Below are 23,847 nucleotides of genomic sequence, written 5' to 3' on the forward strand. Positions count from 1 at the left end.
TTACAGGAGGGAGAAAAAAATACCTATATAGTCAACGTTGACTATACAAAGTTGATTGAGAAGATATCCATTATTTAAGAATGGGTTGCGGCAGTAACATAACAACAGCAATGTCTTACTGCAGTTATCGGTGGAGGCGGAGTGTTAACGTGGCGGTAAAAACGGATTCTTCTTTTTCCTCTTGAGGAAGAAACGCAGAAGGGAGGAAATTTATCTATTGCAAAAGGGGATATGCAGTTGATGAAAACAACAAAGCCATCCACAGAAAGTAGGAATGAAAATGAATCAAAAACGAAATTTAAAAAAAGCTCAAAAGAGCGCCTTGTTTGTCGTCACGCTGGCCATTTTCACCGATATGCTGCTATATGGAATGATTGTTCCTATACTGCCAGATTATGCTGATTCTTTAAGCATATCGCAAACTGCGATCGGTATTTTATTCGGCAGTTACGCAGCAGCTCTATTAATCGCTACTCCCGTTTTTGGAGTGATATCCGACAAAGTTGGACGACGTGGTCCGATGCTTTGGGGGATTTTAGGGCTTACGCTTGCAACCCTGTTATTTGCATTTGCAAACACGTTTTGGCTCTTGCTTATTTGCCGCATTTTACAAGGAATTGCAGCAGCAGCCACCTGGACAGCAGGGCTTGCACTTTTAGCCGATTTCTACCCATCTAAAGAACGGGGAAAAGTCATGGGAATCGCATTATCTGGTCAAGCAATGGGGATCCTTCTAGGTCCGACATTTGGAGGCTGGCTCTATCAGCTTGGCGGATATATGCTTCCGTTCTTTGTAGCTGCAGGGATTGCCCTTATTGATGGTTTGCTGCGTATATTTCTATTGAAGGAAGAACCTCATCGAAAGGAAGAAGACGCAGCAGAAGCATGGCATTTATTGAAAAGCCGAACCTTGCTTTTGGTTGTTGGAGCAGTTGTTATCGGAGCTGCCATTCCAAGCGTGCTGGAGCCGACATTTCCAATGCATCTGCAAAATGTATTTGATGCATCTTCAGGAATCATTGGCTTATTATTTGGGGTTCCCTCCCTTGCTTATGCGTTTGCCACACCAATTGTCGGAAGTGTTTCAACAAAGATTGGCCATCCTAAAACAATTACGATTGGATTAGCAATTACTGCAGTATCACTGGCACTTGTTGTTATGCCGACAACGATGTGGCTGCAAGTGGCGGCATTAGCGTTGATTGGCATTAGTATGGGAACAGTTCTTGCACCGACGCTTCCTGAACTTGCTGATATTGCCGAGCAAAGCCAAACTCAAGCATATGGGGTTACCTTTGCTATTTACAATACGGCTTATTCTGTAGGAATGATGCTAGGACCGATAAGCAGTGGTGCAGCCTCCGATATTTTCGGATTACAATCAAGCTATTTAGCAATTGCTGTTATGGTGTTGGTGTATATGCTGTTTTTTGCAATAATGACACAGTTAAAAAGGAATAATAGAAAAGTTAAAGAAGGTTCTCATTAAAAATTAGAAGACTTGATAAAAACGAAACTTCATTCAGCGGGAATTTTTGCTTTTTCCCATTGAATGAAGTTCGTTTATCCCCTCATAACAGTATATTTATTATTCTTTACCTTTCCAGTTATTTCCGAAAGATGCTTGCTCTGATTCTACATGTCCTCTGTGCCCATAGATAGTAACCGCTTCAAGAGCATTTTCAATGGATTCAAATTCTTCTTCTGTTAAACGCACATTCCACGCTCCAAGGTTTTCCATTATTCTATCTTGATTTTTGGATCCTGGAATCGGCACTACGTTCGGATATTTATGAAGCATCCAGGCGAGCGATATTTGTGCATTAGCAGCATTCTTCTGTTTTGAGAATTTTTCAAGAACATCCAGTATTGGCTGATTTGCTACAATATTCTCCTGAGATAATTGAGGAACAAATTTTCTCACATCATCTCCTTCGAACTTTGTCTGTGTCGTTACTTTTCCGGAAAGAAATCCGCTCGCAATCGGTGAAAATGGAACCACAGTAATATTATTTTCTATGCAGTAAGGGAAAATATCCTCCTCGCAATCGCGCTCCATCATGGAATATAGATTTTGTACAGCTGAGACAGGGGTGATATGATGAGCCTTTTGAAGCGTATCAACAGAAACTTGTGATAAACCCCACTCTTTAATTAGTCCTTCTTCGATTAGTCTGCCCATAACTTCAGCAATGTCTTCTACTGGAATTAACTCATTGACTCTGTGCAGATAGTAAAGATCTACATAGTCTGTTTTTAAATTTTCCAGGGAAGCATCCAGATGACGGCGAATTGGATTATACAAATCCGCTGCTCCTTCAGCTTCTTCTGCACCCAAGTGAAATTTTGTTGCTAGAATAACCTTGTCCCTAAAAGGTTCTACAGCTTTACCTAATAATTGTTCATTATGCCCTGGGTAAAACATTTCCTTTCCATAGACTTCTGCTGTGTCAAAAAATGTACAGCCAACGTCATAAGCTTCTCGGATTGCTTCAATTGCATAGTCCTCATCAGGGACACTGCCATAACCATGGGAAAAGCCCATGCATCCCATCCCAATAGGGGATACCTCTAGCTTTCCAATTTTTCTTGTCTTCATATCGATATTTCCTCCCTCTATTATTTAAAGTATAATTACTATATCAGGTTAGAGTAACACGAAGTCAATGCTTATTTGTAAAGGAGAAATGATAATGTACACTGTAAAAGAAGCTGCCAGCATTTTGGAAATGAGTGAGCATACCATTCGTTATTACACGGATTGTGGTTTAATTCCATCATTAACTCGAGATAAAAATAAACAGAGATTGTTTAATCAAGAATCAATGAATTGGCTCAAAGGCATAAAAATCTTAAAGGAATGCGGCATGACCATTAAAGAAATAAAGAGCTATGTATCACTGAGTCTTCAAGGAGATTCGACTATAGAGAAGCGTTATCAAATATTTTTGAACTTAAAAGAAATAGCGTATTCTCAACTGGAAGAAGCAAAAGATAGAGTCAACTTTCTTGAAAATAAAGTAAAACATTATGAGGATATCGTAAGTGAGAAAATAGCTGATGATACTAATCCAAAAAAGTGGAGTGAATCAGAAGAAGAGTAACAACAAATAGAGTGTTAGATAAAGCAGGTTATGTAATCGGGAGATCAGCTAAGCTGGCTCCCTGAATTTCTTAGGTTCATTCAGTGGAATTACAAAACTTCCACTGAATGAAATTTCGTTCTATATACAAAAATCAGACTAGAGACCAATAGCGTATTTGAGGTATATTTCTTATAATCTAATTATACCAATTTACCGACAGACTGCCGGTCTAAAATGAAAGGAGGAAGATTAATGAAAAGAGCCAAAAACGCAGAAGAAAGAAAAAATGAAATTTTAGATGTGGCAGAAGCTTTGTTTAATGAGCAGGGCTATGACAGAACAAGCACGAATGACATTTTGAAAAGCATTGGGATTGCCAGGGGAACGTTGTATCACCATTTTGAAAGCAAAGAAGCGATTATGGATGGAATAATTAATCGTTATAACAAAAAAGTGATTGAAGCGGCTCAATCTATAGCCGGAAGCAAAGAAGTGCCGGTTATTGAACGGTTGCTTATGGCGATTACTTCTTTAAATGTAAGCGGAACAATCTCTAAAGAATTGATGACGCAGATTCATAAACCGCAAAACGCTTTGATGCATCAGAAAATCCAGAAGGTATTGATTACAGAAATCACACCGATTTTTACAAGTATTATTCAAGATGGATTAGAAGAAAATCTGTTTCATACAGACTACCCTTATGAAAGTGTGGAGATGCTGCTTGTCTATGCTTCTACAGTTTTTGATGATGGAAGCATTGAATTATCGAAGGAAGAGCAATTGCAAAGAATGACAGCTTTTGCTTTTAACGCAGAAAGACTGCTCGGAACAAAACAAGGAGCAATCAGTGAGAAGCTGCTGAAAATCTTGGCAAAAGAATAGAGGAGAGGGTATGTATTTTCGGATTATACGTAATGATCTTTTTAGAAACAAGCTGATTAGTATCACGACGATGTTATTTATCTCTGCGGCAACAGCACTTGTCTGCTTAGCAGCTATTTTAAGCCTGAACCTTATCGGCTCGATTGAGACACTCACGAAACAGGCGCAAGTGCCAAACTTCCTGCAAATGCATAACGGGAATATCGATAAGGAGCGCTTAAATAACTTTGCAGAAGAACAAGAAAATGTAAAAAAATATCAGGTGTTGGATTTTTTAAATATTACCAATTCCAGTATTCAAGTAGGTGGAAATAACCTGATTGATAATGTTCAGGACAATGGTTTTACTACTCAAAGTTCTTCCTTTGATTTTCTGCTTGATTTGGAGGGAAGGCCAATCCAGCCGGCAGAGGGGGAGCTATACGTTCCCATCGGCTATATGAAAGATGGAACAGCTCAAATTGGGGATGAAGCAATGATTGCCGGAAAAGCATTTAAAGTTGCCGGGTTCCTCAGAGATGCGCAAATGAATTCGCCCTTAGCTTCCTCCAAGCGTTTTTTAGTGCACGAAAACGATTATCAAGACCTGGAAGCAGAAGGCACGCTGGAATATTTAATCGAATTTCAGTTGCATGATTCGTCTAAAACCAATGAATTTGAAACAGCATATGCCGATGCAGGGTTAGAAGCCAATGGCCCGACACTGACCAGTACTTTGTTTAAAGTAATCAACGGTCTATCTGATGGAATCATGATTGCAATCATCTTGCTGGTTAGTTTTCTAATCGTACTCATTGCATTTATGTGTATTCGTTTCACGCTATTAACCCAGATAGAAGAGGATTATCGGGAGATTGGCACGATAAAAGCAATCGGTCTGCGCCTGGCTGATATTAAAAAAATTTATCTTGCTAAATATGCATTCCTTGCTTTAGCAGGGAGCTTGCTCGGGCTGTTAGTATCTTTTATTTTCAGTAACCCTTTATTAGAGAATATCCGGCTGTATATGGGGGAAAGCCAATATGATAGCTGGAGTATTTTTCTTGCCATACTTGGAAGTATTTTTGTTTTCCTGCTGGTGATTGGTTACATTTATTTCTTGTTGAGACGTTTTAGAAAAATCTCTGCTGCATCAGCAATCCGTACGGGCAGTCCGGAGGAAAACACTGCTCGTAAAAATTACTTCTTACTCAGTCAAAATAAGCTATTGCCTGCCAATGTTTTTTTAGGGATAAAGGATGTACTATCCCGTAAGAAGCTTTATGCCACAATGTTGATTGTTCTTCTGCTTTCTTGTTTTATCATGATTGTTCCCTGGAACACATACCATACCGTATCTTCGCCATCTTTCACAAAATATCTTGGCTTTGGAGAAATGGACCTGATGGTCAGTATCTATCCATCTGAGGAAACGGAGGAGAATAAACAACAGATTGTAAATTATTTAAATGATGATGCTTCTATTCACCAGTATGTTGAGATTACCTCTAAATCCTTTCGGGCTGTAAAAGAGGATGGTTCAGAAGAAAAAATAATCGTTGAACTTGGCGATCATGCTGCGTTTCCAATCGAATACAATGCAGGAAAAGCACCAGAAGCACCGTATGAAATTGCATTATCCTCTTTGAATGCAGAGGAGTTTGGAAAACAAGCTGGTGATACGATTGAAATCATTACCGGTGAAGGTCCGGAAAGCTTTGTCGTCTCTGGGATATACTCCAATATTTTAAATGGAGGTAAAACGGCAAAAGCTGCTTTTTCAGATGAAACCGCTCCAGCGATGTGGCTAAACTATTATATCCAGCTTAATCATGCTAATCATGCAGCTGTTTCTGCTAAAGAAATGTCACAGGTTTTGCCATTTGCCAGTATAACAGATGCGCATCACCATAAGCAGCAAGTATTTGGTTCTACGATGGATTCGATGAAAACAGCAGCGAATGTTGCCTTAATCGTGGCTTTGTTCATTACAGGGCTAGTAAGCTTGTTATTTATGAAATTAGTGGTTACTAAGGATCGTTTGGCAATTGCCGCATTAAAAGCAATTGGTTTTACGAATCAGGATTTGACCAAACAATATGCAACTCGCGGAATTTTCATTTTGATAATTGGCGTAGCAGGAGGCAGTATCTTAGCGAATACCTTTGGGGAAGCAATCGCAGGGATGGCTATTTCTTCCTTTGGTGTAGATTCGCTTACCTTTATCAGTCATCCGTTAATCTATTTGGGGTTTCCATCCCTTATGCTTATTGTTACTTTATTGGCAACAAAGTTGGGAACCAATCAAGCTGGTAAAATATCAATTGCAGAAAATATAAAGGAGTAAATGATGAAAAAAATATTGGATGGCCAACAAATTCATAAATCTTTTGATATAGAAAAAGAAAAAATCAAGGTCTTACGAGATGTATCCATCACCATATATGAAGGAGAATTTATCACTATTATGGGACCGTCGGGCTCAGGAAAGTCAACACTTCTCTATGCTCTAAGCGGGATGGACACCGTTGATAGCGGCGAAATAATATTCAATAATCAACGTCTGCCAGCATGTGAAGAATCAGAGCTTGCTGATATCCGTCGCCAGCAAATGGGATTTGTCTTCCAGCAGCCGACTTTTTTGAAGAATTTAACAATTATTGATAATATCATACTTCCAGCGGTGCGGGGTAACAGGAAAAAAGCAAAAGCATTGGCAAAGAAAGCACAGCAGCTTTTAGAAAACACCGGAATTGGCGATTTGGCATATCGCATGACGAACCAGGTTTCTGGAGGGCAGCTGCAAAGGGCAGGAATTTGCCGGGCTTTGATCAATGAACCGAAAATCATTTTTGGAGATGAACCAACAGGGGCTTTAAATTCAAAGACTGCGGAGGGAATGATGGATCACTTCCTTCAGGTTAATCAAGAAGGAACAACGATTATGCTGGTGACACATGATGCGAAAGTTGCTGCTAAAAGTGAACGGGTCTTATTTATGAAAGACGGGCAAATTGTTGATGAATTGCGATTAGGGAAGCTGTCGTATCAGCGGGGAATGGAGAACCGGATAGAAAAAGTAACAAGGAAGATGTTACGGATAGAAATGTAGCCTACATCAAAAGGAGGGCTTTGGGCAAAAATGCTTAAAATGATTATTTTCGCAATGGTTCCTTTGAGCATTAGCATCTTCTATGCCTGGAGGTTTGCTTCGCGAAAACGTGAAATTCCTTGTCCATTCTGGCTTCGCTGGCTGGTGGAACTGGATAATCCCTTTACCAAAACGAATAAAGCGAATGAAATTATTGAGCAATCCGGCATTCAGCTGGGAATGCATGTGATTGATTTAGGATGCGGACCTGGGAGGGTGACGATTCCAGCGGCAGAACGTGTTGGCTCCAACGGAAAAATAACTGCGGTAGATATTCAGGATGAAATGTTACAAAGGGTAGAAAAAAAGGCGCAGAGAAGAAATTTAAAGAATATTGAATTGGTGCAGGGAAAAATTGGTTTGGGTCAACTGTGGCAATCACCGTGTGATCATGCCTTGCTTGTCAATGTCTTAGGGGAAATACCAGATCGGCAAGCAGCCTTGGAAGAAATTTTTAATATTTTAGAGCCAGGTGGTATCCTGACGGTAGCGGAGACCGTATTTGATCCACATTTTCAGAGGAGAGAAGAGGTTTTAAAGCTCGCTGATAAAGCAGGATTTTATGAAGCAGGTTTCAATGGGAATTGGGCGGCGTATTCGCTGTTATTAAGGAAACCCGTTTCTCGTTAGAAACAATAACGGACTATCAAAACATAAATAATCTTCATGGCTATTTTCAAAAGTATGATTTTTCAAGGAGGAGCGTCCGTAAATCTTCTGTTTTAAAACTAAATTTATATAGTAGGGAGATTTATGGACGCCGCCCCTGTGAATTACTGAGGCTAACTCATTTCCATAATTCCTGTCTAATCAAATGATATATCCTCATAATCGATTTTATAGATAAAGTTTCCAATAACTCTAATTCGCGTTTCCTCCAATTGCTGCAAGAACGCAATATAGTACATTTCCCATTCATTCTCTGTTTCAACGCTGTCAGTAACCATATTGGAGAATTCATAAGTACCTTCCCGTAACTCCTCGTAAAAAACAATTTTGGCTAAAATAGCTAGCTCGATATCTCCAAAAGTTTTAAAAAGCGCTTCATAATCACCATTAAACAGACATTCTGCATGGAGAAGATCCAGATAATCATGCAGTGAAACAAAATTATTTCGGATAAGTTGTACTTTTTCTTCAGTATTGTCAATTTCTAAGATGCGATCTACCAGGCTGCGTAAATCCATATCACTCATCCGATCATTCTCATTTAACTTGAATTCCATTGCTTTTTCGGTTTCTTTTATTTCTCTGATGATAAGTTTTTCGAAGCTGCCGATTTTTGCAGCGTGATTCACCCTTTGCATCAATTCATCCCGGTACAAATTGATGTAATCTGTAAGTGCTTGATCCGTATGCAGAGATTTTTGCAATTGATTCACTGCTTCATGAATCAGCTTCGTCCTTTGTTCAGCAGGGGAGGTTATTAATTTTCGATTTAACTGTTCAAATTGAACTTCCGAAAGTCGAACATTATCAGGCTTTCCTCCAGATAGCAGTGAAAAAACAGCATTGTTTATCATTAGCTCAAATATATTGAATAATTCAATTTGATATTGAAATCGGCTTATTTTCCCGTAATTTATCAAGACATACATGACATCCTGGTGACTAAAAAAGCGGCAGAATTCTGTCTCCATTCGCAAGCGTTCTACATATTGCTTTATATAGAAAACGCCTTGGAGCCGCATATCGTCTATGGCTAGAGGATAATCAATGCTCGCCATGGTATTTTGAGCTTCAAGGATAATATCATAGTACTGCATGAATACAGGTAATGATTCATCGATGGTTATATTGTAGGCATCGACAGGAACGTTTAATTTTATCTTTTTCACATCCTGATACAATTGTTTCGTCTCTTCGAAATGGCGGCGGAGTAATTCAACTCCCTGAGAATGTATATCTTTTATATTTTTCATATTAAAATGGGCAAGTGCCTCTTCAGGCTGCTTACACTGAAAAGCATAGGTATCAATAGCGTAAAGCAGAGAGGTCATGATTCCTTCTGCTGTTTCTGTAGTCACTGATGTACTTTCGCCTTGCGTATGCTGCAGAATCAATTGCTGCAGAACCTGCATCATCTCTGCTTGTATCTGGTAAGCTTTTTGACTGGAGATGATACCTGACCGCTGACCTTCTTGCAGCAGGGACAAGGTGTATTGATTTCGTATTAACCGCGATCGGTCAATCATTCTATTAGAAATCTGCCGGAAACGAGCTGATTTGTTATCTGATTCCATGCGTTAATCATCCCCTTTGAATAAAGAATTGGGAAGCGCTATATCTCTTTTGAAATTCTCTGCAAGTTCCTCCATTTTACTTCTTAACAATTCGATAGACCCTGCACAAGATCCGTTATAAGAGTCACTCATCAGTTGAATAAGCTTGGCATCGCTAATTTTATCTTCTGTTTCATTTCTTAGGTAATAGAAAATTTCTTGAATTTCATTCAGTGTATCAACATAATACGCTTGCTCCATATAAGGGGAGGCGGAAAATACCTCGATGAACTCCTTTAGTACGCCGATACTTAGTTCAACTCTCGCGTGATTACGCAGTACGTTATTTCTGGAAGCAATCAGCGTCTTTGCGTCATCCGGTGTCAGAACCAGGCCTCGCTCTTTCGTTTTCTCATTTAAATGAACCAGTTCCATCACCGTATTAGAATTCTGCGATAATTGGATGGCATTCAACATATCGGATAAATCCATAACGTATCACCTTTCCTGTAAGGATATTTAGAACGCAAAAAAGGGTCCCCTGGCCAAGGGAACCCTATTATATAATTAAAAATAATAAAAGTAAATTATAGCATAAATAAACTTTTTTGTCAAATATTTAGATTGGATAATGAACCCTAATAGCAGTGTGGTTTTTGAGGACAAGTTTTTTGAGTTATTGTTTTCTGAGCCACCCTCCTTGATAGCAAAAAAATAATCAAAGGTTTATTATTTTCTATTTCACTCCCTGCCCAGGAGATGTATTAATTCTGAGTTGGGTTTCTTTTGCTGGAGTTTTAACAATGTAATCTATTTGTTATCTCTTGTTTATTAATTCAAATGCGGCAGTTTATTTTTGGCATCTACACTTGGGAATATATCGATAAAACAACAGAAAGGAAATAATAAAATGGCTGCTGAAACATTATTAGAAACACATAAACTAACGAAATCATTTCAAGGGAAAACAATCATTGATAACTTAAATCTTAATATAAAAAAAGGGGATGTATATGGATTTCTGGGCAGAAATGGACAAGGCAAAACAACAACGATCCGAATGTTGACCGGCTTGATTTTTCCTGATTCGGGCGAGGTTGTCATTAATGGCTTGAATCTAAGGGGAGATTTTAAACAGGCAATTTCACAAATTGGAGCGATTGTAGAGAATCCTGTGTTTTATGATTATCTTTCCGGCTATGAGAACCTGTCACTGATGGTCAATTTAATCCCTGGTATTGGTAAAGAGAAAATAAATGAAGTGTTAGAACTCGTCGGGCTGACACGGAGAGCGAAGGATAAAGTTGCTGCTTATTCACTAGGGATGAAGCAGCGTTTGGGGATTGCAAATGCGCTTTTAAATAATCCGCAATTAATTATTCTCGATGAACCGACAAATGGACTGGACCCACAAGGGATGATAGAAATCAAAGAAATGATTCTGCAGCAGCTAAAAACTTTGAAGCATTCGCATCTTGTTTTTAAAAAAGCAGGGTGCGGATTGTTTATCTTATAGTATTTTTATATTGTAAGACTTTTCCTCACTCATTTATAAAACCTCATTAAATATCTAAAAGAGATCGATGATAAATTACTAATATAGAAAGAGTGGTTATATAATTAATTACTCTTTTATAAAAATACAATACGATAATTATGAGTTTCATATGTTATTTTAATGTGTTAAAATCTGGTATAATAATATTTATAGATATTTGAAATGATAAATTCATCTTATATATAATTACTTTGGCAGGAAGAGTAATTAGTAAATATATTACTCTATCAGATAGAATTATATGATAAGGAGGGTATGTAATGATTAGAAGTGATATTATACGAGGACATTTAGAGTCAATTATACTGCGTTTAATTTATGAAAACGATCAGTATGGTTATGAAATATCAAAACAAATCAGCCTACGGACAGAAAATCGTTTTCAGATTAAAGAAGCGACACTATACGCCGTTTTCCAGCGTCTTGAAAAGAAAGGATTAATCGAATCTTATAATGGTAAAGTGTCTCATGGCGGAAAACGAAAATATTATAGAATTACGATGTTAGGGAAAGCATATTTAAAAGAGACAGCCAGAGAGTGGGAGGAAACAAAAGAAATTATTGATTTGTTTATGGAAGGATTAGATTGAAGAAGATGCAGCTTTAATTTGGAATTGTTTTCTAGTATTAAGAAGTCTGGGAGGCAACGATTTGATGTCTTTAAACGATCACGGACCTTTTAACGGCGAAAAAAGTGGGCATGGATGATGTAAATGATTCATTTGGTGAATTAAAAATGAAGTCGTTTTAAAAACAGGTATTGAAGAAGACAGAGTTAAGTTATATTATTTAGATATGGGATATTTTTGGAAGTTTATAAATTATTATGCATCTTTAACGTATTATTACCTGTTCCATATCAGGGCACATTTTCGGAATAGGTAACGATGTGCAAATTATCTTTTTAAAGAAAATTGTGAAGGGAAGGAGAATTTTGTGTTGTCAGCATCTGTAGGTGGATTAAATATGGGAGACGTAATAATCCAATTGCTCTTTTTGTTACTTGTTATTTTACTCGTTATAGGAATCGTATCGCTCATCGTCATGTGTGTCAAAAGAAATAAAAAAATAAGTCAATTGGAAGAAAAAATCGATAAATTACAGTCAGAGAAAGATAAATAGCTTTTCTTGTGAATAAAATTACGGTTTACTCCCAAACTGACGGTAATAAAAAGTAGCGATTTTTTATAGCAGATAGGATTGGTAAAATGAATGATGATAAAAAAGCAGGATTTGGTCAGGAAATGGCATCTAAATGGTTCTCAAACGTGCCCAAATGGCTTAGATTTTCCATCATATTTGGGGCTCTGATAGTGTTGGTGTATTTAGTAAATAAAGGGATAGTTTTTTAATTTATATTTTGTAAAGAAAAGCAGTAAAAGCAACTCTTTAGCAGCTGCTTTTTGTTGGTGCACTTTCTTGTAAGCTGACACAGTAAAACCGCGGGATAACAAATTTTCTGAACGGGAACCCTGCATCATCAGCTGTTTGTTATAATATCTACTATTTCTTTGGTTGCTTCTCTTGCCTCTGGAATGGGGTAAAGCACAAAGATATGGTTCATTTCCGGATATTCAAAATAATTAATGTGAATGTCTTGCGATACAGCCATCTCTTTGAATTTTTTTGCGTCTGGTAAAAGAACTTCATGTGTCCCAATAAACAAAGTGATTTCTCCTAATCCATGTATCTCTCCATTTATTGGACTAAGTAAATAATTATCTCGGTCAGTACCTCCTGCATATGCCTTTCCCATTTGAATCAGCCCATAGATACCTAACATGGGATCTTTATGTTCGAGTGCATGAGCCTCCGGATTTTTCATCGTAATATCAAGCCAAGGCGAAATTAATATGATATGCCGGGGCTGTGGTAACCCCTTTTCCAAAAGCAATTGTGCTAACGCTAATGCAAATCCTCCACCGGCAGAGTCACCCATCAAAATAATATTATTGCTATCGGTTGTTTCTAACATCCATTTGTATATTGGAAGCACTTTTTCAAAAGACTCTTTATAATGATGGTTGGGTGCTTTCGGATAAATCGGAACGTATATGTTAGCTTTGGTTTCTTTTGCTACTTTCCCAAGAAAATGCCAGTGATATAACGAAGGCTGCTTGATATAACCGCCTCCATGCAAATAGAGGATGGATTTTCCTGAGTGATTCTCTTCTTGATTAAAGATATACCATTCCATTCCATCAAACATCTGTTTTTTTATGTTGAACCTTGTCTGGATATATTTTGGCAGGTCATATGGTTTCTCATTTTCTTTTTGTTTTTCTTTTAGAAACGATTTGAATAATTGAGGATCGGTAAAACTGTCTTTATTACTCAGCCGTGTAAGGATACGTTCCGCAATCCGGCTTTGAAAACTTCTCATATTCTTTTCCTCCTGTAGGTCACTATCCACCAGTGTTTAATAAATCTTGGGCAATACGCGGGGAGTCTCGCTGATAATATCCATTTTCTAATTTGTAAAATATGTATTCATCAGGAATACCTGCTGTTGACTGTTCTTATCCTTTATACTAGCAGTAATCGTTTAGCTTTGTACAACCATTAGCACTTTCCTTTGTAAGTATAAACCCCAGTATAACTTCATTTTTAAACAAAAGAGGGTAACTGTATCCCTGAATTTCAATCATACCATTCTCGATTATGCGCTTTTTACATGAATATAAAATGTCTGTCTCTATTATAATATATAAGCGGCAAATTCTACATACCATACAAGTATATGCTGCTCTCCGCTATTTAACGCTTTTATAAAATTTAATTCGCTTACAGAATTGAAACCATCAACATTTTTCTGTCACTTTACCTAATCATTATTCTTTAAGCTTTTGGGTGAGATGATTAGCACCAGCTGTTATAGATAAAAATGATATATGCTTTTCTTGTTAAGGGGATTAAGCATATATAAAGATTTAAAAAGAAAAGAGGAGTAAAATGAAAATTGAAAATATAATTTCACATTATTGGCTCAATCACATTTGCGGGGTCTCGATTTACAAGCTTCTTCGAGATAATCATGAAGTTGATTTGATACGAGATAGCCTATTCATTACCCGTATTTTGTGAAAATTCAAATCATTTAAAGGAGGAGAAGTAAGTTGAAAAAATTCTATCTTTTATTTTTAGCGTTCACTTTAGCAATTGTACTTGCGGCTTGTGGCGGGGACAATGGCAGTGAGAGCGGTGATGAAGGGACAGATAATACAGAAAACAGCGAGGAAACAGAATCATCTGACCCAGGGGAAGAAGGGGAGGATGGAGAGTCTGCAAGTGTTGAAGCTGGAGAAGAAGTTTTTCAAAATAATTGTGCCAGCTGTCATGGTCAAGATTTGTCAGGAGCAGCCGGTCCGGATTTAACAGAAGTCGGCAGCAATTATTCACAGGATGAGATTGCTGATATCGTTGAAAATGGAACAGATGGGGGGATGCCGGCCTTTTCAGATCTTGAGGATGATGATTTGGATGAACTTGCAAAATGGCTGAGTGAGCATAAATAATATAGTGCAATGATCAGAAAAACAGCAGCTTCCATGCAGCTGTTGTTTTTCTTTTGCCATATCCGTAAATAAAAAGGGATTTAAAGCCTCTCTGAAGAAGTATTAATATATAAAAATCATTTTGTGGCGGAGGAGCTTTGTAATGTTAACGTTATTTCAATATAATTGGACAGTTTATTTAGAAATTTATCTAACCCAGAAGAGAGAAGGGTAGCAAAATGATAAAAAGAATCAGCATTTTTCTTTACATACTCTTATTCAGCCTATGTTTTCCCTATACTTTTTCAGCGGCAGAAAATACAACGCCATCTGGTATTCCAATAGAAGAACTGGAGCAGTTCGTAGACGATTATGCCGAAGAATACATAGGTAGTACTGTAGCAGGAGCGGCAATCATTGCTATTAAAGACAATCAAATCGTCCTCTCTAAAGGATATGGGTACGCCGATGTGGAAAATCAAATTCCAATGGACCCGGATACAACTGTTCTCGAATGGGGATCGATTACAAAATTATTTGTTTGGGTCTCTGCGATGCAGCTTGCTGAACAGGGAGAACTGGATTTAGAGGAAGATATACGAACTTATTTGCCGGAGGATTTTTTGACCAAATTAAATTACGATGAGCCCATTACCATCTTGAATTTAATGCATCATAATGCGGGCTTTGAAGAATATATTTTTGATTTGCTGTTTGAATCTCCTGAGCAGTTGGTTGATTTGGAAGAATCCTTAAAATTAGCAGAACCGGAACAGGTTTATAAGCCGGGAGAAGTTGTTGCTTATTCCAATTATTCAACTTCTTTAGCAGCTTATATTATTGAAGAGATTACTGGACAGCCGTTTTATGAGTATGTGAATGAGCATATTTTTGATGAATTGGAAATGAATCATTCCACCATGCATTTACCTGTAGAAGATAATCAGGAAATTACGCGTCATAAAGGGATAGGTTATTTTCCTGGAGAGAATGGTGATTTTATCAAATCACAGCCTTTTTATATTTCTATGTATCCCAGCGGAGGCATAAATGGAACAGCAGCCGATTTAGCAAAGTTCGCACAGGCTTTGATGCCCTCTGAACCAGAAAAGACTTCTTTATTCCAAGAAGACCAGACACTTCAAGAATTACTTACAACAAGCTATGCTCCTGAAGAAGGAGTTCCCGGACTTGCTCACGGTTTTTGGGAATATGATGGCGAATACAGAGGATTGACCCATTCTAGTAATATGCAAATTGTTCCGGAAGATAATTTTGCGATTATCATCTTAACTAATCAAGCAGATGAAGTCGATCTTTTATTTGGCCTGACAGATGAATTAGTGGGCAGAGGGGATCAAACAGTTCAAGAAAACCTCCCGCCGGCTGCTGAAGTAGAAGGGTCTTATTTATCGGCACGCCGTACGTCTAACGGTTTTATGAATCTTTACGCATACCTTGCACCACTCAATGTTAAACCAATGGATAATAATGAAATTGAATTGGATTTAGCAGGGTTCAAAGCAACTTATGTACAAACAAGTCCTTATGTCTATAAATTAAAAAGTGGAGATGACGTATTTATACCAAGTAATGTCATGTACTTTCATGTAAATGATGGGATGGCCGAGCAGATTTCAACTGCGTATGCGGATTATCTTCCTATGGACAAAAGTACTCCTTTTCTGCTCATCAGCTTAGGAGTGTTTATTTGGTGCATGGTATATTTTCTAATTTCTCCTTTTGTGTTAATGGTACTTGCGTTTTTGCGCAGGAGAAGAAAACAAAAAACAGCAGCAGTTGCAAAGTGGAATTGGCTATTAATGCTATCAGGAACTTTACTGGCAGTGAATATAGCTGCTCTGGTTATCCGTATGCTATCTAATCCGATGCGCACCTATTCAGAGCTGCTGCCGCACTTTATAGGGAATTATCTCTTTACCGTGACCAGTATTATCGCTGTTGTAATGATGATTTTGGTCAGGAAAAAAGCTTCGTTGTCCAAAATGCAAAAGACCGGTTATCTGCTGACGGGTATCAGCAGTATTCTGTTTATTATTTGGCTGATTATCTGGCAGATGTACGCATAAAAATAGTTGCATTTTTTACTATGAAAGTCTAAGTTAAATGTGAAAGCTATAATAGAAAATGAACAGAAAAAATGAAAATAGATAGGGGATGTATTTTCTTGGTTCTTCAATTAAATATTCAAGTAAAAGATGTGAACCCCGCGAAACAGCGAACACTAATCGTATCAGAACAGAGCACTTTTGAAGAATTGCATTTATACTTGCAGACTGCATTTGCATGGTCTGACGAACATTTGCACTTTTTTTCACAGAATGGCATCTCGATTGTGCCACAAGCAGGAGATTTACTTGAACAGACAGGGGCCGTTGATGAAAAAACGACGATCTTAACGGATTTCTTGAAAAATCCTGGCGATAAGCTGACCTGTATTTATGATTTGAATGTGGATTGGCAGCATGAGATTATTCTGGAACAAAAAGTAGAGTTGCCGATGGATCTGCCATTACCATTCTGTCTGGCAGCAGAAGGGAACAAGTCTTTGGAGAAAGGTTTCGAGGATACGTATACATTTTCTGACAATGAGGAACTTGTAGAATACATCAATCATCAATTAAGTGTGTTTTACGAAGACTGGCTTCTTGGTGAAGAAGAGGCTGAGGAAATAGAGCCGGATGAATCGGAATGGAATCAATTATTTGATGTATCTGATCAAGTGAAAGAAAAACAACCATGGCTAGAAATTCAAGATAATCAATTTATTGCGGTCTGGTCGGATAGAATAAATGATTATGTCTATTGTTCCATCATGGGGAATGCAGAAGAAAGTTATGGCGTCTCCGGTTTTCTGGGTAGCAGAGGGTTATTATCTTATCTGGATATGCTGGATGACGATCCATTTGATGATGATTTAGCAGTTCTTTTCACGCAGTATTCTCTTACGGTTAATTTTAATAGCAGAGAGGAATTGAATGAGGACGAATATGATTTAATTAAAAGTCTCAACAGAAAATATCGTGGGGAAAATCAATGGCCTTCATTTACCAGCATGATTCCGGATACCGTCCCATGGAGTTTTAATCAAGAAGAAAGCTTGATTTTCACAGAAGTGCTGTCTAAACTGGAATCATTCCTTTCACGTACGGATAATCTGTCTAGCATAGCTCCGAGCTTTGATAGCGGCGAAATACTCGCTTTAAATAAAGAAGGCGAGCAAATCATTTTGTCAACAATTGACCTGATTGAAAAAGCTGTCCAAGACCCTGGTTTAGAATTGAACCTGTCGGAAATAGAATGGAAACGGATGAAGAATAAAATAGATAAAATCAATGGCGTGGAGGCGGAACTGGCATTTATCCAAGCAGGAGAGCCGGTACAAAGGACACCTGAATCCCGACCATTTCTTCCGTATATCCTTGTACTTCTTGATCGACAAACGGGAGCGGTATTACATTATGATTTAGTAGACTCGATTTATTACTCGGAAGGTGTCCAAGAAAAAATATTTCAGCTTTTCGAAAAAATAGAAGCCTTGCCGCAAGCGGTCCATATGTTTGATGATTTCTTTGCAACGCAAGCGGAACCGTTGTTTGATAAATTGTCTCTTCCTTTAGTAAAAACAGAGGAATTACATGGCGTGACTCAATTTATTCAAATGATGGAAGAGGACAATCCTTTTTAAGAAACTTCTGAGTATAAATAATAGAAACATCCTTTCTTCGTTCCCCTATACAGAGAAAGGATGTTTCTCTATCATTTGATTGACTTTAAATAAAAAGAATGCTAGTTATATTGATGGACTAAGCGATAAAATACTCCATCATTTTTAATATATTTTGTTGATGTCTGTGCAATCCTGCAACTCTCCCTCCTTTCTTGAAGCAGGGGACTTACAAAAGCTCTTCGGCGGGACGAGTAATCGCAATGGTTTTCGGTGGGACGAGTAATCGCAGTCCCAGTCCCAGTCCCAGTCCCAGCCAGTTACACTGCGGTAAATTAGTTAGAAAAAATGGATTTGTTTATCATAAAAACCAGCAATGAGCTATAATTAAAATTTACCGGCAATACAAACGAAACCGTATTAAGATACAAAGAATACATTAATAACGTGTAAATCCAGCAGTCTAGAGCGCTGATGTTCTAATAATTAATCCTCATAGAATTTAAAAAAGAATAGGAGAGCCGGTATATGAAAAGGTCCATAGAAATAAGCTTTAGCCTCCTTGGCGGGTTAGCTTATGTATTCTCCGTCGGAATGTACATGGAAACCATCGATAAGGCATATGGAGAACCGAATCATTTGAGTGGGTTATTGGAAGCATTTACTGTTGGTTTCGGCATTATGGGGATAGCAATTATCGTTTGCATCCTTGCCATTATATGGTTTAGTGGGGTTAAGAAATCAAAAGCTGCCGGCATTATGCTGCTTGTTTTTGCGGCAGCTACGTTACTTATCACCTATGGCGGTGCATTTATTGGTGCTTTCTTTTATCTGATTGCGGGTATATTAGGAATTGTACGTAAAGTAAAGACTGATTGAACGTCTAGGGCAGAGATCATCATAAAAAATCCAAGCTGAAATTTTCGGCTTGGATTTTTTATGATAGAGTTGACGTCAATTTGCTTTTTTTAATTTCACATCTTGTTTATCGGGGGATTTGTTTGCCCAAATGGTTGCGATAACAGGACCATGAGATATTATGCCAAATCGCACCCCAGACACTTGGTAAGGCCGCAAGCGGACTAAAATGCGTTGTTGCCAAGGAAACGCCAAGTCCTGAATTTTGCATTCCCACTTCAATGGAAATGGCTCTCCGGTCATTTTCATTAAGGCCCATCAAGCGTGCTGCTAAATATCCTAAAAATAAACCAAAGCTATTGTGTAAGAACACTGCAGCAAATACAAGCGCTCCGGCAGAAGCAACATTGGCAGCATTTGCAGCCGTTACTGCTGTTACGATAATCAAAATGGCTGTCACAGATATTAACGGAACAACGGCAATACTTTTTTCCACGGCAACAGGGAAGAAACGCTGTACCAGGAAACCAAGAATAATTGGGATAATAATAACTTGGATAATGGACAGAAACATGGCTACCGGATTAACGGGCAGCCATTGACCCGCTAACAAATAAAGCAGTAATGGTGTCATAATTGGAGCCAGCATCGTTGAAAAGGAAGTCATTGCAACAGATAGGGCAACATTTCCTCTTGCTAAATAAACCATTACATTCGATGCGGTGCCTCCTGGAACAGAGCCTAATAAAACAAGTCCGGCTGCAAGCTCTGGGGGCAGCCTTAATAAATAAGCGATACCAAAAGCAACGAGGGGCATAATCGTATATTGTGCCGCTATGCCGATAATTACCGGCAATGGTTTTGTAACAACCAATTTGAAATCAACAGGCTTTAATGTCAGCCCCATACCAAACATAACCACGCCAAGCAAAAGTGTAATAAAACTTCCAAAAACAAGGAAAACGGAAGGGAAGATAAACGAAATAACAGCTGCTATAATGACTAGGACTGCAAAATATTTACCGGCTAATGCGCTTATCTTCTCTAATGTTTTCATAGCTTATCCTCGTTATCGATATCTACTATTTTAGCAGGGTTTAAGATATTATTTGGATCTAACGCTTTTTTAATATTCGTCATAACATCGAGAGCTGCTCCATGCTCTGCGCGTTGATAAGGTTTCTTTCCAACACCGACACCGTGTTCACCTGTACAGGTTCCGCCGCGCTCTAACGCATACTGAACGACTTTTTCATTAAATTGTTTTGCTTTTTTAACTTCTTCTTCATTCTCCATATCAATCATAATCAATGAATGGAAGTTTCCGTCACCGACATGCCCTAATATCCCTCCTGGAATAGCTAGTTTTTTTAATTCTTCTCCGGCATAAATAACGGAATTTGCTAATTCTGAAATGGGAACAGCAACGTCTGTCAGCATCATTTTTTTACCGACATAATCATGAATATAAGCGTATGCCAAATTGTGTCTCGCATCCCATAAACGGTTACGGGCAGCATTGTCTGTTTCCGAATTAAAATAATCACAGCCGTGATCTTGCATAATTTCCTTAGAAAATGCAAGGTCTTCTTGTAAACCGGATTCATTTCCATGAAATTCCAGGAAAAGCGTCGGCTTAACAGGATAGTCGGTTTCACTGAATTTATTGATTTGCTCCACAGAGGCGCCATCTACAAACTCCACTCTGGCGATAGGAATTCCCGCGTGTAAAATAGAAGTTACCGCTTCAATGGCATTCGTCAGACTCGGAAACGTCGCCCGTGCGGCAACAATATGTTCTGGTATGCCATACACCTGAAGTGTCAGTTCGGTAAAGCAGCCAAGTGTTCCTTCAGAACCGATGAAAAGACCGTTCAAATGATAGCCGGAAGCAGACTTGGCAGCCAGATTCCCTGTGTGAATTACACTTCCATCCGCAAGAACCACTTCCATATCTCGAACCTGATCACGCATCACGCCATATTTTACGGTCGTGGTACCGCTGGCATTGGTTGCTGCCATCCCGCCAAGCGTTGCATTTGCACCGGGATCAACGGTGAAAAAGAGACCATATTTCTTTAATTCTTTATTCAGCTGTTCTCTTGTTACACCTGGCTGGACTCTGACAAGTAAATCACCTTCTTTTATTTCCAGAATCTGATTCATTAATGAAAAGTCTATTGTAATACCATTTTTATATGGGATGACATGTCCTTCTAAACTCGTCCCGACTCCAAACGGCGTTACCGGCGTTTGGTATTCCTGGGCAATCTCTATAATATGTGTAACATCCTCAGTTGATTTTGGGAAAACAACGATATCAGGAAGACTTGTCTGTTGATAGGTTTCGTCTTTACTATGTAGCTCTCTCACCGTATCATTGTCAGAGATTTGATCGTGCGCTAATTTTGTACCTAATGCTTGTATCACTTGTTTCATAGCTTTTCTCCTTTCAATCGTTAAAATGGAAAATCCTTTGCAAATATATACTGCTGCTATGATAATATATATTATCCTTATTATAAAGATTTTTCAGATTAATTCAATGATTTAAAAAAGAAATGCTTCTCGATGGGGAGCTAGTCCAGAAAAGTTGCATAAAGCCATTTATAAAACATAAAGATCCCGGCTTGTTTATTTTAATTCTGGTAACAAGCCGGGATGTTTGAACACATACTTATAATGATGTCTATTATTTATTTTAATTCACTGGATTCAGCATTCTTTCAATCTTACCCATAATTAAATCTGCTGCAATTGCCATCAAGGCTGTAGGAACGGCACCAGCTAAAATAATCGCTGTTCCATCTGTTGCATTTGTACCGCGTACAATTATAGCACCGAGTCCTCCGGCGCCGACAAACGTTCCAATCGCTACAACGCCAATTCCTACAACAAGTGCTGTACGAATTCCGGCCATCATGACACTGATAGCAAGGGGTAATTCTACTTTCATCAGCAGCTGGAACCGTGTCATTCCTGAAGCGTAGGCAGCTTCCTTCACCGTTTGATCAACCCCGGTTATTCCTACATAGGTATTTTGAATAATAGGCAATAAGGAATAGAAAAACACGGTTGTTACGACGGTTGTTGTTCCCAGTCCCATCGCAACCATGGTGATGGCCATAAAACCTAATACAGGAATAGTTTGAATAATACTTCCAAGCGTGAGCACCCATCCGCTTAATTTTCCATATCTGGCAATAAGCACACCAATAGGGATGGAGACGATGGAGGCAAACAATACGCCGTAAGCGGCCATTAAGAAGTGACGATAAAATTCTGTCCAAATATAAGAACCATTTTGAGATACATAGGTTATTAATTGCTCCCAGACACTCATTACATACCCTCCTTGTCTTCAAAGTAATTGTTTTCTTCCAGGAATTCGCGGGCAATGGTGGCAGGACTGACTAATTCCACATCGCCTTGGTAGTTCATTTCCTGCATATCCTCTGTTGTTACGGTATCGCTAAGCTTTTGCATGACTTCTTTGATTTCCGGATTTTCCTCCAGGATTTCATTTCTCGCTACAGGAGAAGCATCGTAAGGAGGGAAGAAGTCATCATCCAATACTTTTAAATCATACGCCGCAATTCTCCCGTCTGAAGAATAACCAAGAACTGCATCCATATTACCGGAAGCAGCAGCTTCATATACTAAGCCTATTGCCATTGGATAGACATTGCCGAAAGCAAAGTATGTTTCTGTAAAAGCCTCGTAGCCATCACCTGAACGGTTGACCCAGGCGTTATCTACACCAAAATTCATGTCATCGGCAAAGGGCTCCAGATCATCCACATGTGTAATGTTTTCTTCATCTGCAAATTCTTGTGTAATAGAAATCGTATAACTGTTTTCGAAACCATAAGAGTCACCCCAGGTCTGGTCAAATTTTTCATTAAATTCCCGCTGTACGATTTCCATCGCTTCCTCAGGGTCAGTAATATCTTCGTAATTTAAGACGCCGGCAATATCTGTGCCGGTATATCTGGTAGCAGTCATATCTACTTCATCCTGCATCATTGCTTGATGCAGGACCATCGTTGATCCTAAATTCGTTACTAACTCCGTATCTAAATCTGTATAATGCTCAATCATCTGAGACAGTATATTGCCCCAAATTTCGGATTCTACCGTATCTAAGGTTGCAATTCGAACCGTACTTTCTGAAGGCCCGCTGAGACCTGGCAGGGCACATCCTGAAAGGAGAAGCGCCGAAAGAAGGGGAATCAGTAATAATTTCTTCATCATATAATCCTTCCTTTTTAAACAGTTTTCCTTAAGGCTTTAGGTGTTAATCCTTTTTCAAGAAGCGATAATAAGCCACTGGCAAGTAAAGCCAAAATCGTTGCCGGCACAGTACCTAAAACAATGAGTTCAGGCTGATATAGATTTAAGCCGTCAAAAATAAGGTCACCTAAACCGCCGCCGCCAATAAACGCTGCCAGTGTTGCCCAGCCGATCAAGTAAACGGTTGCGAACCGTATGCCTGACATAATAACAGGCAAAGCAAGGGGGAGCTCCACTTTTCGGATAACTTCAAAGGTGTTCATTCCCATGCCTTTACCCGCTTCTTTTAAACTTGTATTTACTTCCATGATGCCGGTATACGTATTTCTAAGTATGGGAAGTACGGAATAAATAAATAAAGCAATAATCGCAGGTACAACACCTACGCCTAAGAAAGGCATCAAAAAAGCTAAAATAGCTAAGCTCGGAACAGTTTGTAATATCCCGACAAACGAGATAAACCGGTCCGCTGTTTTACTCGGTATGCGAGTGAGTATAATTCCCAAGGGAACCGCAACCAGTATACCTAAAACAATTGCTGCGATAGAAATGTACATATGTTCTCCCGTTTTTTCGAGCAGCTCCCATCCATAGGATGCAAGTGTATCTCTAATAGCTTGCATTATTTTTTGC

At 38.6% G+C, this 23,847-nt stretch carries 21 protein-coding genes and 1 pseudogene; 13 read left to right on the forward strand and 9 right to left on the reverse strand.

The window, feature by feature from the left end; genetic code table 11:
- The first annotated feature begins 280 nt into the window (after nucleotides 1–280).
- A complete protein-coding gene (locus MKX55_RS11005) occupies nucleotides 281–1,489 on the forward strand; it encodes an MFS transporter (RefSeq protein WP_339238155.1) in 1,209 nt (402 codons plus the stop codon).
- 99 nt (nucleotides 1,490–1,588) lie between these two features.
- On the opposite strand, the gene MKX55_RS11010 is transcribed toward MKX55_RS11005, so the two are convergent.
- The gene (locus tag MKX55_RS11010) at nucleotides 1,589–2,599 is read right to left on the reverse strand and encodes an aldo/keto reductase (protein WP_339238157.1); all 1,011 of its coding nucleotides are present in this window, start codon (nucleotides 2,597–2,599) and stop codon (nucleotides 1,589–1,591) included.
- Nucleotides 2,600–2,693: 94 nt separating this feature from the next.
- Between MKX55_RS11010 and MKX55_RS11015 the strand changes: the two genes are divergently transcribed.
- The 5 genes from MKX55_RS11015 to MKX55_RS11035 all read left to right on the forward strand — a co-directional run bounded on the left by MKX55_RS11015 (nucleotide 2,694) and on the right by MKX55_RS11035 (nucleotide 7,731).
- On the forward strand, nucleotides 2,694–3,104 hold the full coding sequence (locus MKX55_RS11015) for a MerR family transcriptional regulator (protein ID WP_339238159.1): 411 nt from the start codon (nucleotides 2,694–2,696) through the stop codon (nucleotides 3,102–3,104).
- A 234-nt stretch (nucleotides 3,105–3,338) separates the two neighbouring features.
- Nucleotides 3,339–3,971 (forward strand): TetR/AcrR family transcriptional regulator, encoded by a 633-nt coding sequence (locus MKX55_RS11020; protein WP_212928214.1) that lies wholly within the window; start codon nucleotides 3,339–3,341, stop codon nucleotides 3,969–3,971.
- 10 nt (nucleotides 3,972–3,981) lie between these two features.
- The gene (locus MKX55_RS11025; RefSeq protein WP_339238162.1) at nucleotides 3,982–6,297 is read left to right on the forward strand and encodes an FtsX-like permease family protein; all 2,316 of its coding nucleotides are present in this window, start codon (nucleotides 3,982–3,984) and stop codon (nucleotides 6,295–6,297) included.
- 3 nt (nucleotides 6,298–6,300) lie between these two features.
- Nucleotides 6,301–7,062 carry an ABC transporter ATP-binding protein gene (locus tag MKX55_RS11030; RefSeq protein WP_339238503.1) on the forward strand — a complete coding sequence of 254 codons (762 nt, stop codon included), beginning with the start codon at nucleotides 6,301–6,303 and terminating at the stop codon, nucleotides 7,060–7,062.
- Between the two features lie 30 nt (nucleotides 7,063–7,092).
- The gene (locus MKX55_RS11035; protein ID WP_339238164.1) at nucleotides 7,093–7,731 is read left to right on the forward strand and encodes a class I SAM-dependent methyltransferase; all 639 of its coding nucleotides are present in this window, start codon (nucleotides 7,093–7,095) and stop codon (nucleotides 7,729–7,731) included.
- A gap of 176 nt (nucleotides 7,732–7,907) precedes the next feature.
- Here MKX55_RS11035 and MKX55_RS11040 read toward each other — a convergent pair whose 3' ends face one another.
- Together MKX55_RS11040 and MKX55_RS11045 are read right to left on the reverse strand one after the other, a co-directional pair.
- Nucleotides 7,908–9,344 (reverse strand): DUF6179 domain-containing protein, encoded by a 1,437-nt coding sequence (locus tag MKX55_RS11040; protein ID WP_339238166.1) that lies wholly within the window; start codon nucleotides 9,342–9,344, stop codon nucleotides 7,908–7,910.
- A 3-nt stretch (nucleotides 9,345–9,347) separates the two neighbouring features.
- The gene (locus MKX55_RS11045; RefSeq protein WP_339238168.1) at nucleotides 9,348–9,815 is read right to left on the reverse strand and encodes a DUF6323 family protein; all 468 of its coding nucleotides are present in this window, start codon (nucleotides 9,813–9,815) and stop codon (nucleotides 9,348–9,350) included.
- A gap of 418 nt (nucleotides 9,816–10,233) precedes the next feature.
- On the opposite strand from MKX55_RS11045, the gene MKX55_RS11050 reads away from it, so the two are divergent.
- The 3 genes from MKX55_RS11050 (at nucleotide 10,234) to MKX55_RS11060 (ending at nucleotide 12,003) form a co-directional block, all read left to right on the forward strand.
- Nucleotides 10,234–10,839, forward strand: a complete 606-nt coding sequence (locus MKX55_RS11050; protein WP_339238170.1) for an ATP-binding cassette domain-containing protein — start codon at nucleotides 10,234–10,236, stop codon at nucleotides 10,837–10,839.
- A 302-nt stretch (nucleotides 10,840–11,141) separates the two neighbouring features.
- Nucleotides 11,142–11,471, forward strand: a complete 330-nt coding sequence (locus MKX55_RS11055) for a PadR family transcriptional regulator (protein WP_339184925.1) — start codon at nucleotides 11,142–11,144, stop codon at nucleotides 11,469–11,471.
- A gap of 376 nt (nucleotides 11,472–11,847) precedes the next feature.
- Nucleotides 11,848–12,003 carry a hypothetical protein gene (locus tag MKX55_RS11060; protein ID WP_339238172.1) on the forward strand — a complete coding sequence of 52 codons (156 nt, stop codon included), beginning with the start codon at nucleotides 11,848–11,850 and terminating at the stop codon, nucleotides 12,001–12,003.
- Between the two features lie 358 nt (nucleotides 12,004–12,361).
- On the opposite strand, the gene MKX55_RS11065 is transcribed toward MKX55_RS11060, so the two are convergent.
- Complete coding sequence (locus tag MKX55_RS11065; RefSeq protein WP_339184928.1) at nucleotides 12,362–13,264, reverse strand: alpha/beta hydrolase; 903 nt, start codon at nucleotides 13,262–13,264, stop codon at nucleotides 12,362–12,364.
- Between the two features lie 733 nt (nucleotides 13,265–13,997).
- Here MKX55_RS11065 and MKX55_RS11070 point away from each other — a divergent pair.
- The 4 genes from MKX55_RS11070 to MKX55_RS11085 all read left to right on the forward strand — a co-directional run bounded on the left by MKX55_RS11070 (nucleotide 13,998) and on the right by MKX55_RS11085 (nucleotide 18,942).
- A complete protein-coding gene (locus MKX55_RS11070) occupies nucleotides 13,998–14,396 on the forward strand; it encodes a cytochrome c (RefSeq protein WP_339184930.1) in 399 nt (132 codons plus the stop codon).
- 218 nt (nucleotides 14,397–14,614) lie between these two features.
- A complete protein-coding gene (locus MKX55_RS11075; RefSeq protein WP_339238174.1) occupies nucleotides 14,615–16,465 on the forward strand; it encodes a serine hydrolase domain-containing protein in 1,851 nt (616 codons plus the stop codon).
- 98 nt (nucleotides 16,466–16,563) lie between these two features.
- Entirely contained in the window at nucleotides 16,564–18,084 is a 1,521-nt protein-coding gene (locus tag MKX55_RS11080) for a plasmid pRiA4b ORF-3 family protein (RefSeq protein ID WP_339238176.1), read from the forward strand.
- 507 nt (nucleotides 18,085–18,591) lie between these two features.
- Nucleotides 18,592–18,942 carry a hypothetical protein gene (locus tag MKX55_RS11085; protein ID WP_339184935.1) on the forward strand — a complete coding sequence of 117 codons (351 nt, stop codon included), beginning with the start codon at nucleotides 18,592–18,594 and terminating at the stop codon, nucleotides 18,940–18,942.
- A gap of 75 nt (nucleotides 18,943–19,017) precedes the next feature.
- Here the strand turns inward: MKX55_RS11085 and MKX55_RS11090 are convergent.
- The 5 genes and pseudogenes from MKX55_RS11090 to MKX55_RS11110 all read right to left on the reverse strand — a co-directional run bounded on the left by MKX55_RS11090 (nucleotide 19,018) and on the right by MKX55_RS11110 (nucleotide 23,837).
- A pseudogene (locus MKX55_RS11090) lies at nucleotides 19,018–19,978 on the reverse strand (bile acid:sodium symporter family protein).
- Nucleotides 19,975–21,360 (reverse strand): FAD-linked oxidase C-terminal domain-containing protein, encoded by a 1,386-nt coding sequence (locus MKX55_RS11095; RefSeq protein ID WP_339238178.1) that lies wholly within the window; start codon nucleotides 21,358–21,360, stop codon nucleotides 19,975–19,977. Before MKX55_RS11095 ends, MKX55_RS11090 begins: the two are co-directional and overlap by 4 nt.
- A gap of 262 nt (nucleotides 21,361–21,622) precedes the next feature.
- Nucleotides 21,623–22,264 carry an ABC transporter permease gene (locus tag MKX55_RS11100; protein WP_339238180.1) on the reverse strand — a complete coding sequence of 214 codons (642 nt, stop codon included), beginning with the start codon at nucleotides 22,262–22,264 and terminating at the stop codon, nucleotides 21,623–21,625.
- The gene (locus MKX55_RS11105; RefSeq protein ID WP_339238505.1) at nucleotides 22,264–23,172 is read right to left on the reverse strand and encodes an osmoprotectant ABC transporter substrate-binding protein; all 909 of its coding nucleotides are present in this window, start codon (nucleotides 23,170–23,172) and stop codon (nucleotides 22,264–22,266) included. Before MKX55_RS11105 ends, MKX55_RS11100 begins: the two co-directional genes overlap by 1 nt.
- Before the next feature lie 17 nt (nucleotides 23,173–23,189).
- Nucleotides 23,190–23,837 (reverse strand): ABC transporter permease, encoded by a 648-nt coding sequence (locus tag MKX55_RS11110; protein WP_339238181.1) that lies wholly within the window; start codon nucleotides 23,835–23,837, stop codon nucleotides 23,190–23,192.
- Between the last annotated feature and the right edge of the window lie 10 nt (nucleotides 23,838–23,847).

The organism is Oceanobacillus sp. FSL W7-1281, assembly GCF_037969835.1.
GTDB lineage: Bacteria > Bacillota > Bacilli > Bacillales > Amphibacillaceae > Oceanobacillus > Oceanobacillus oncorhynchi.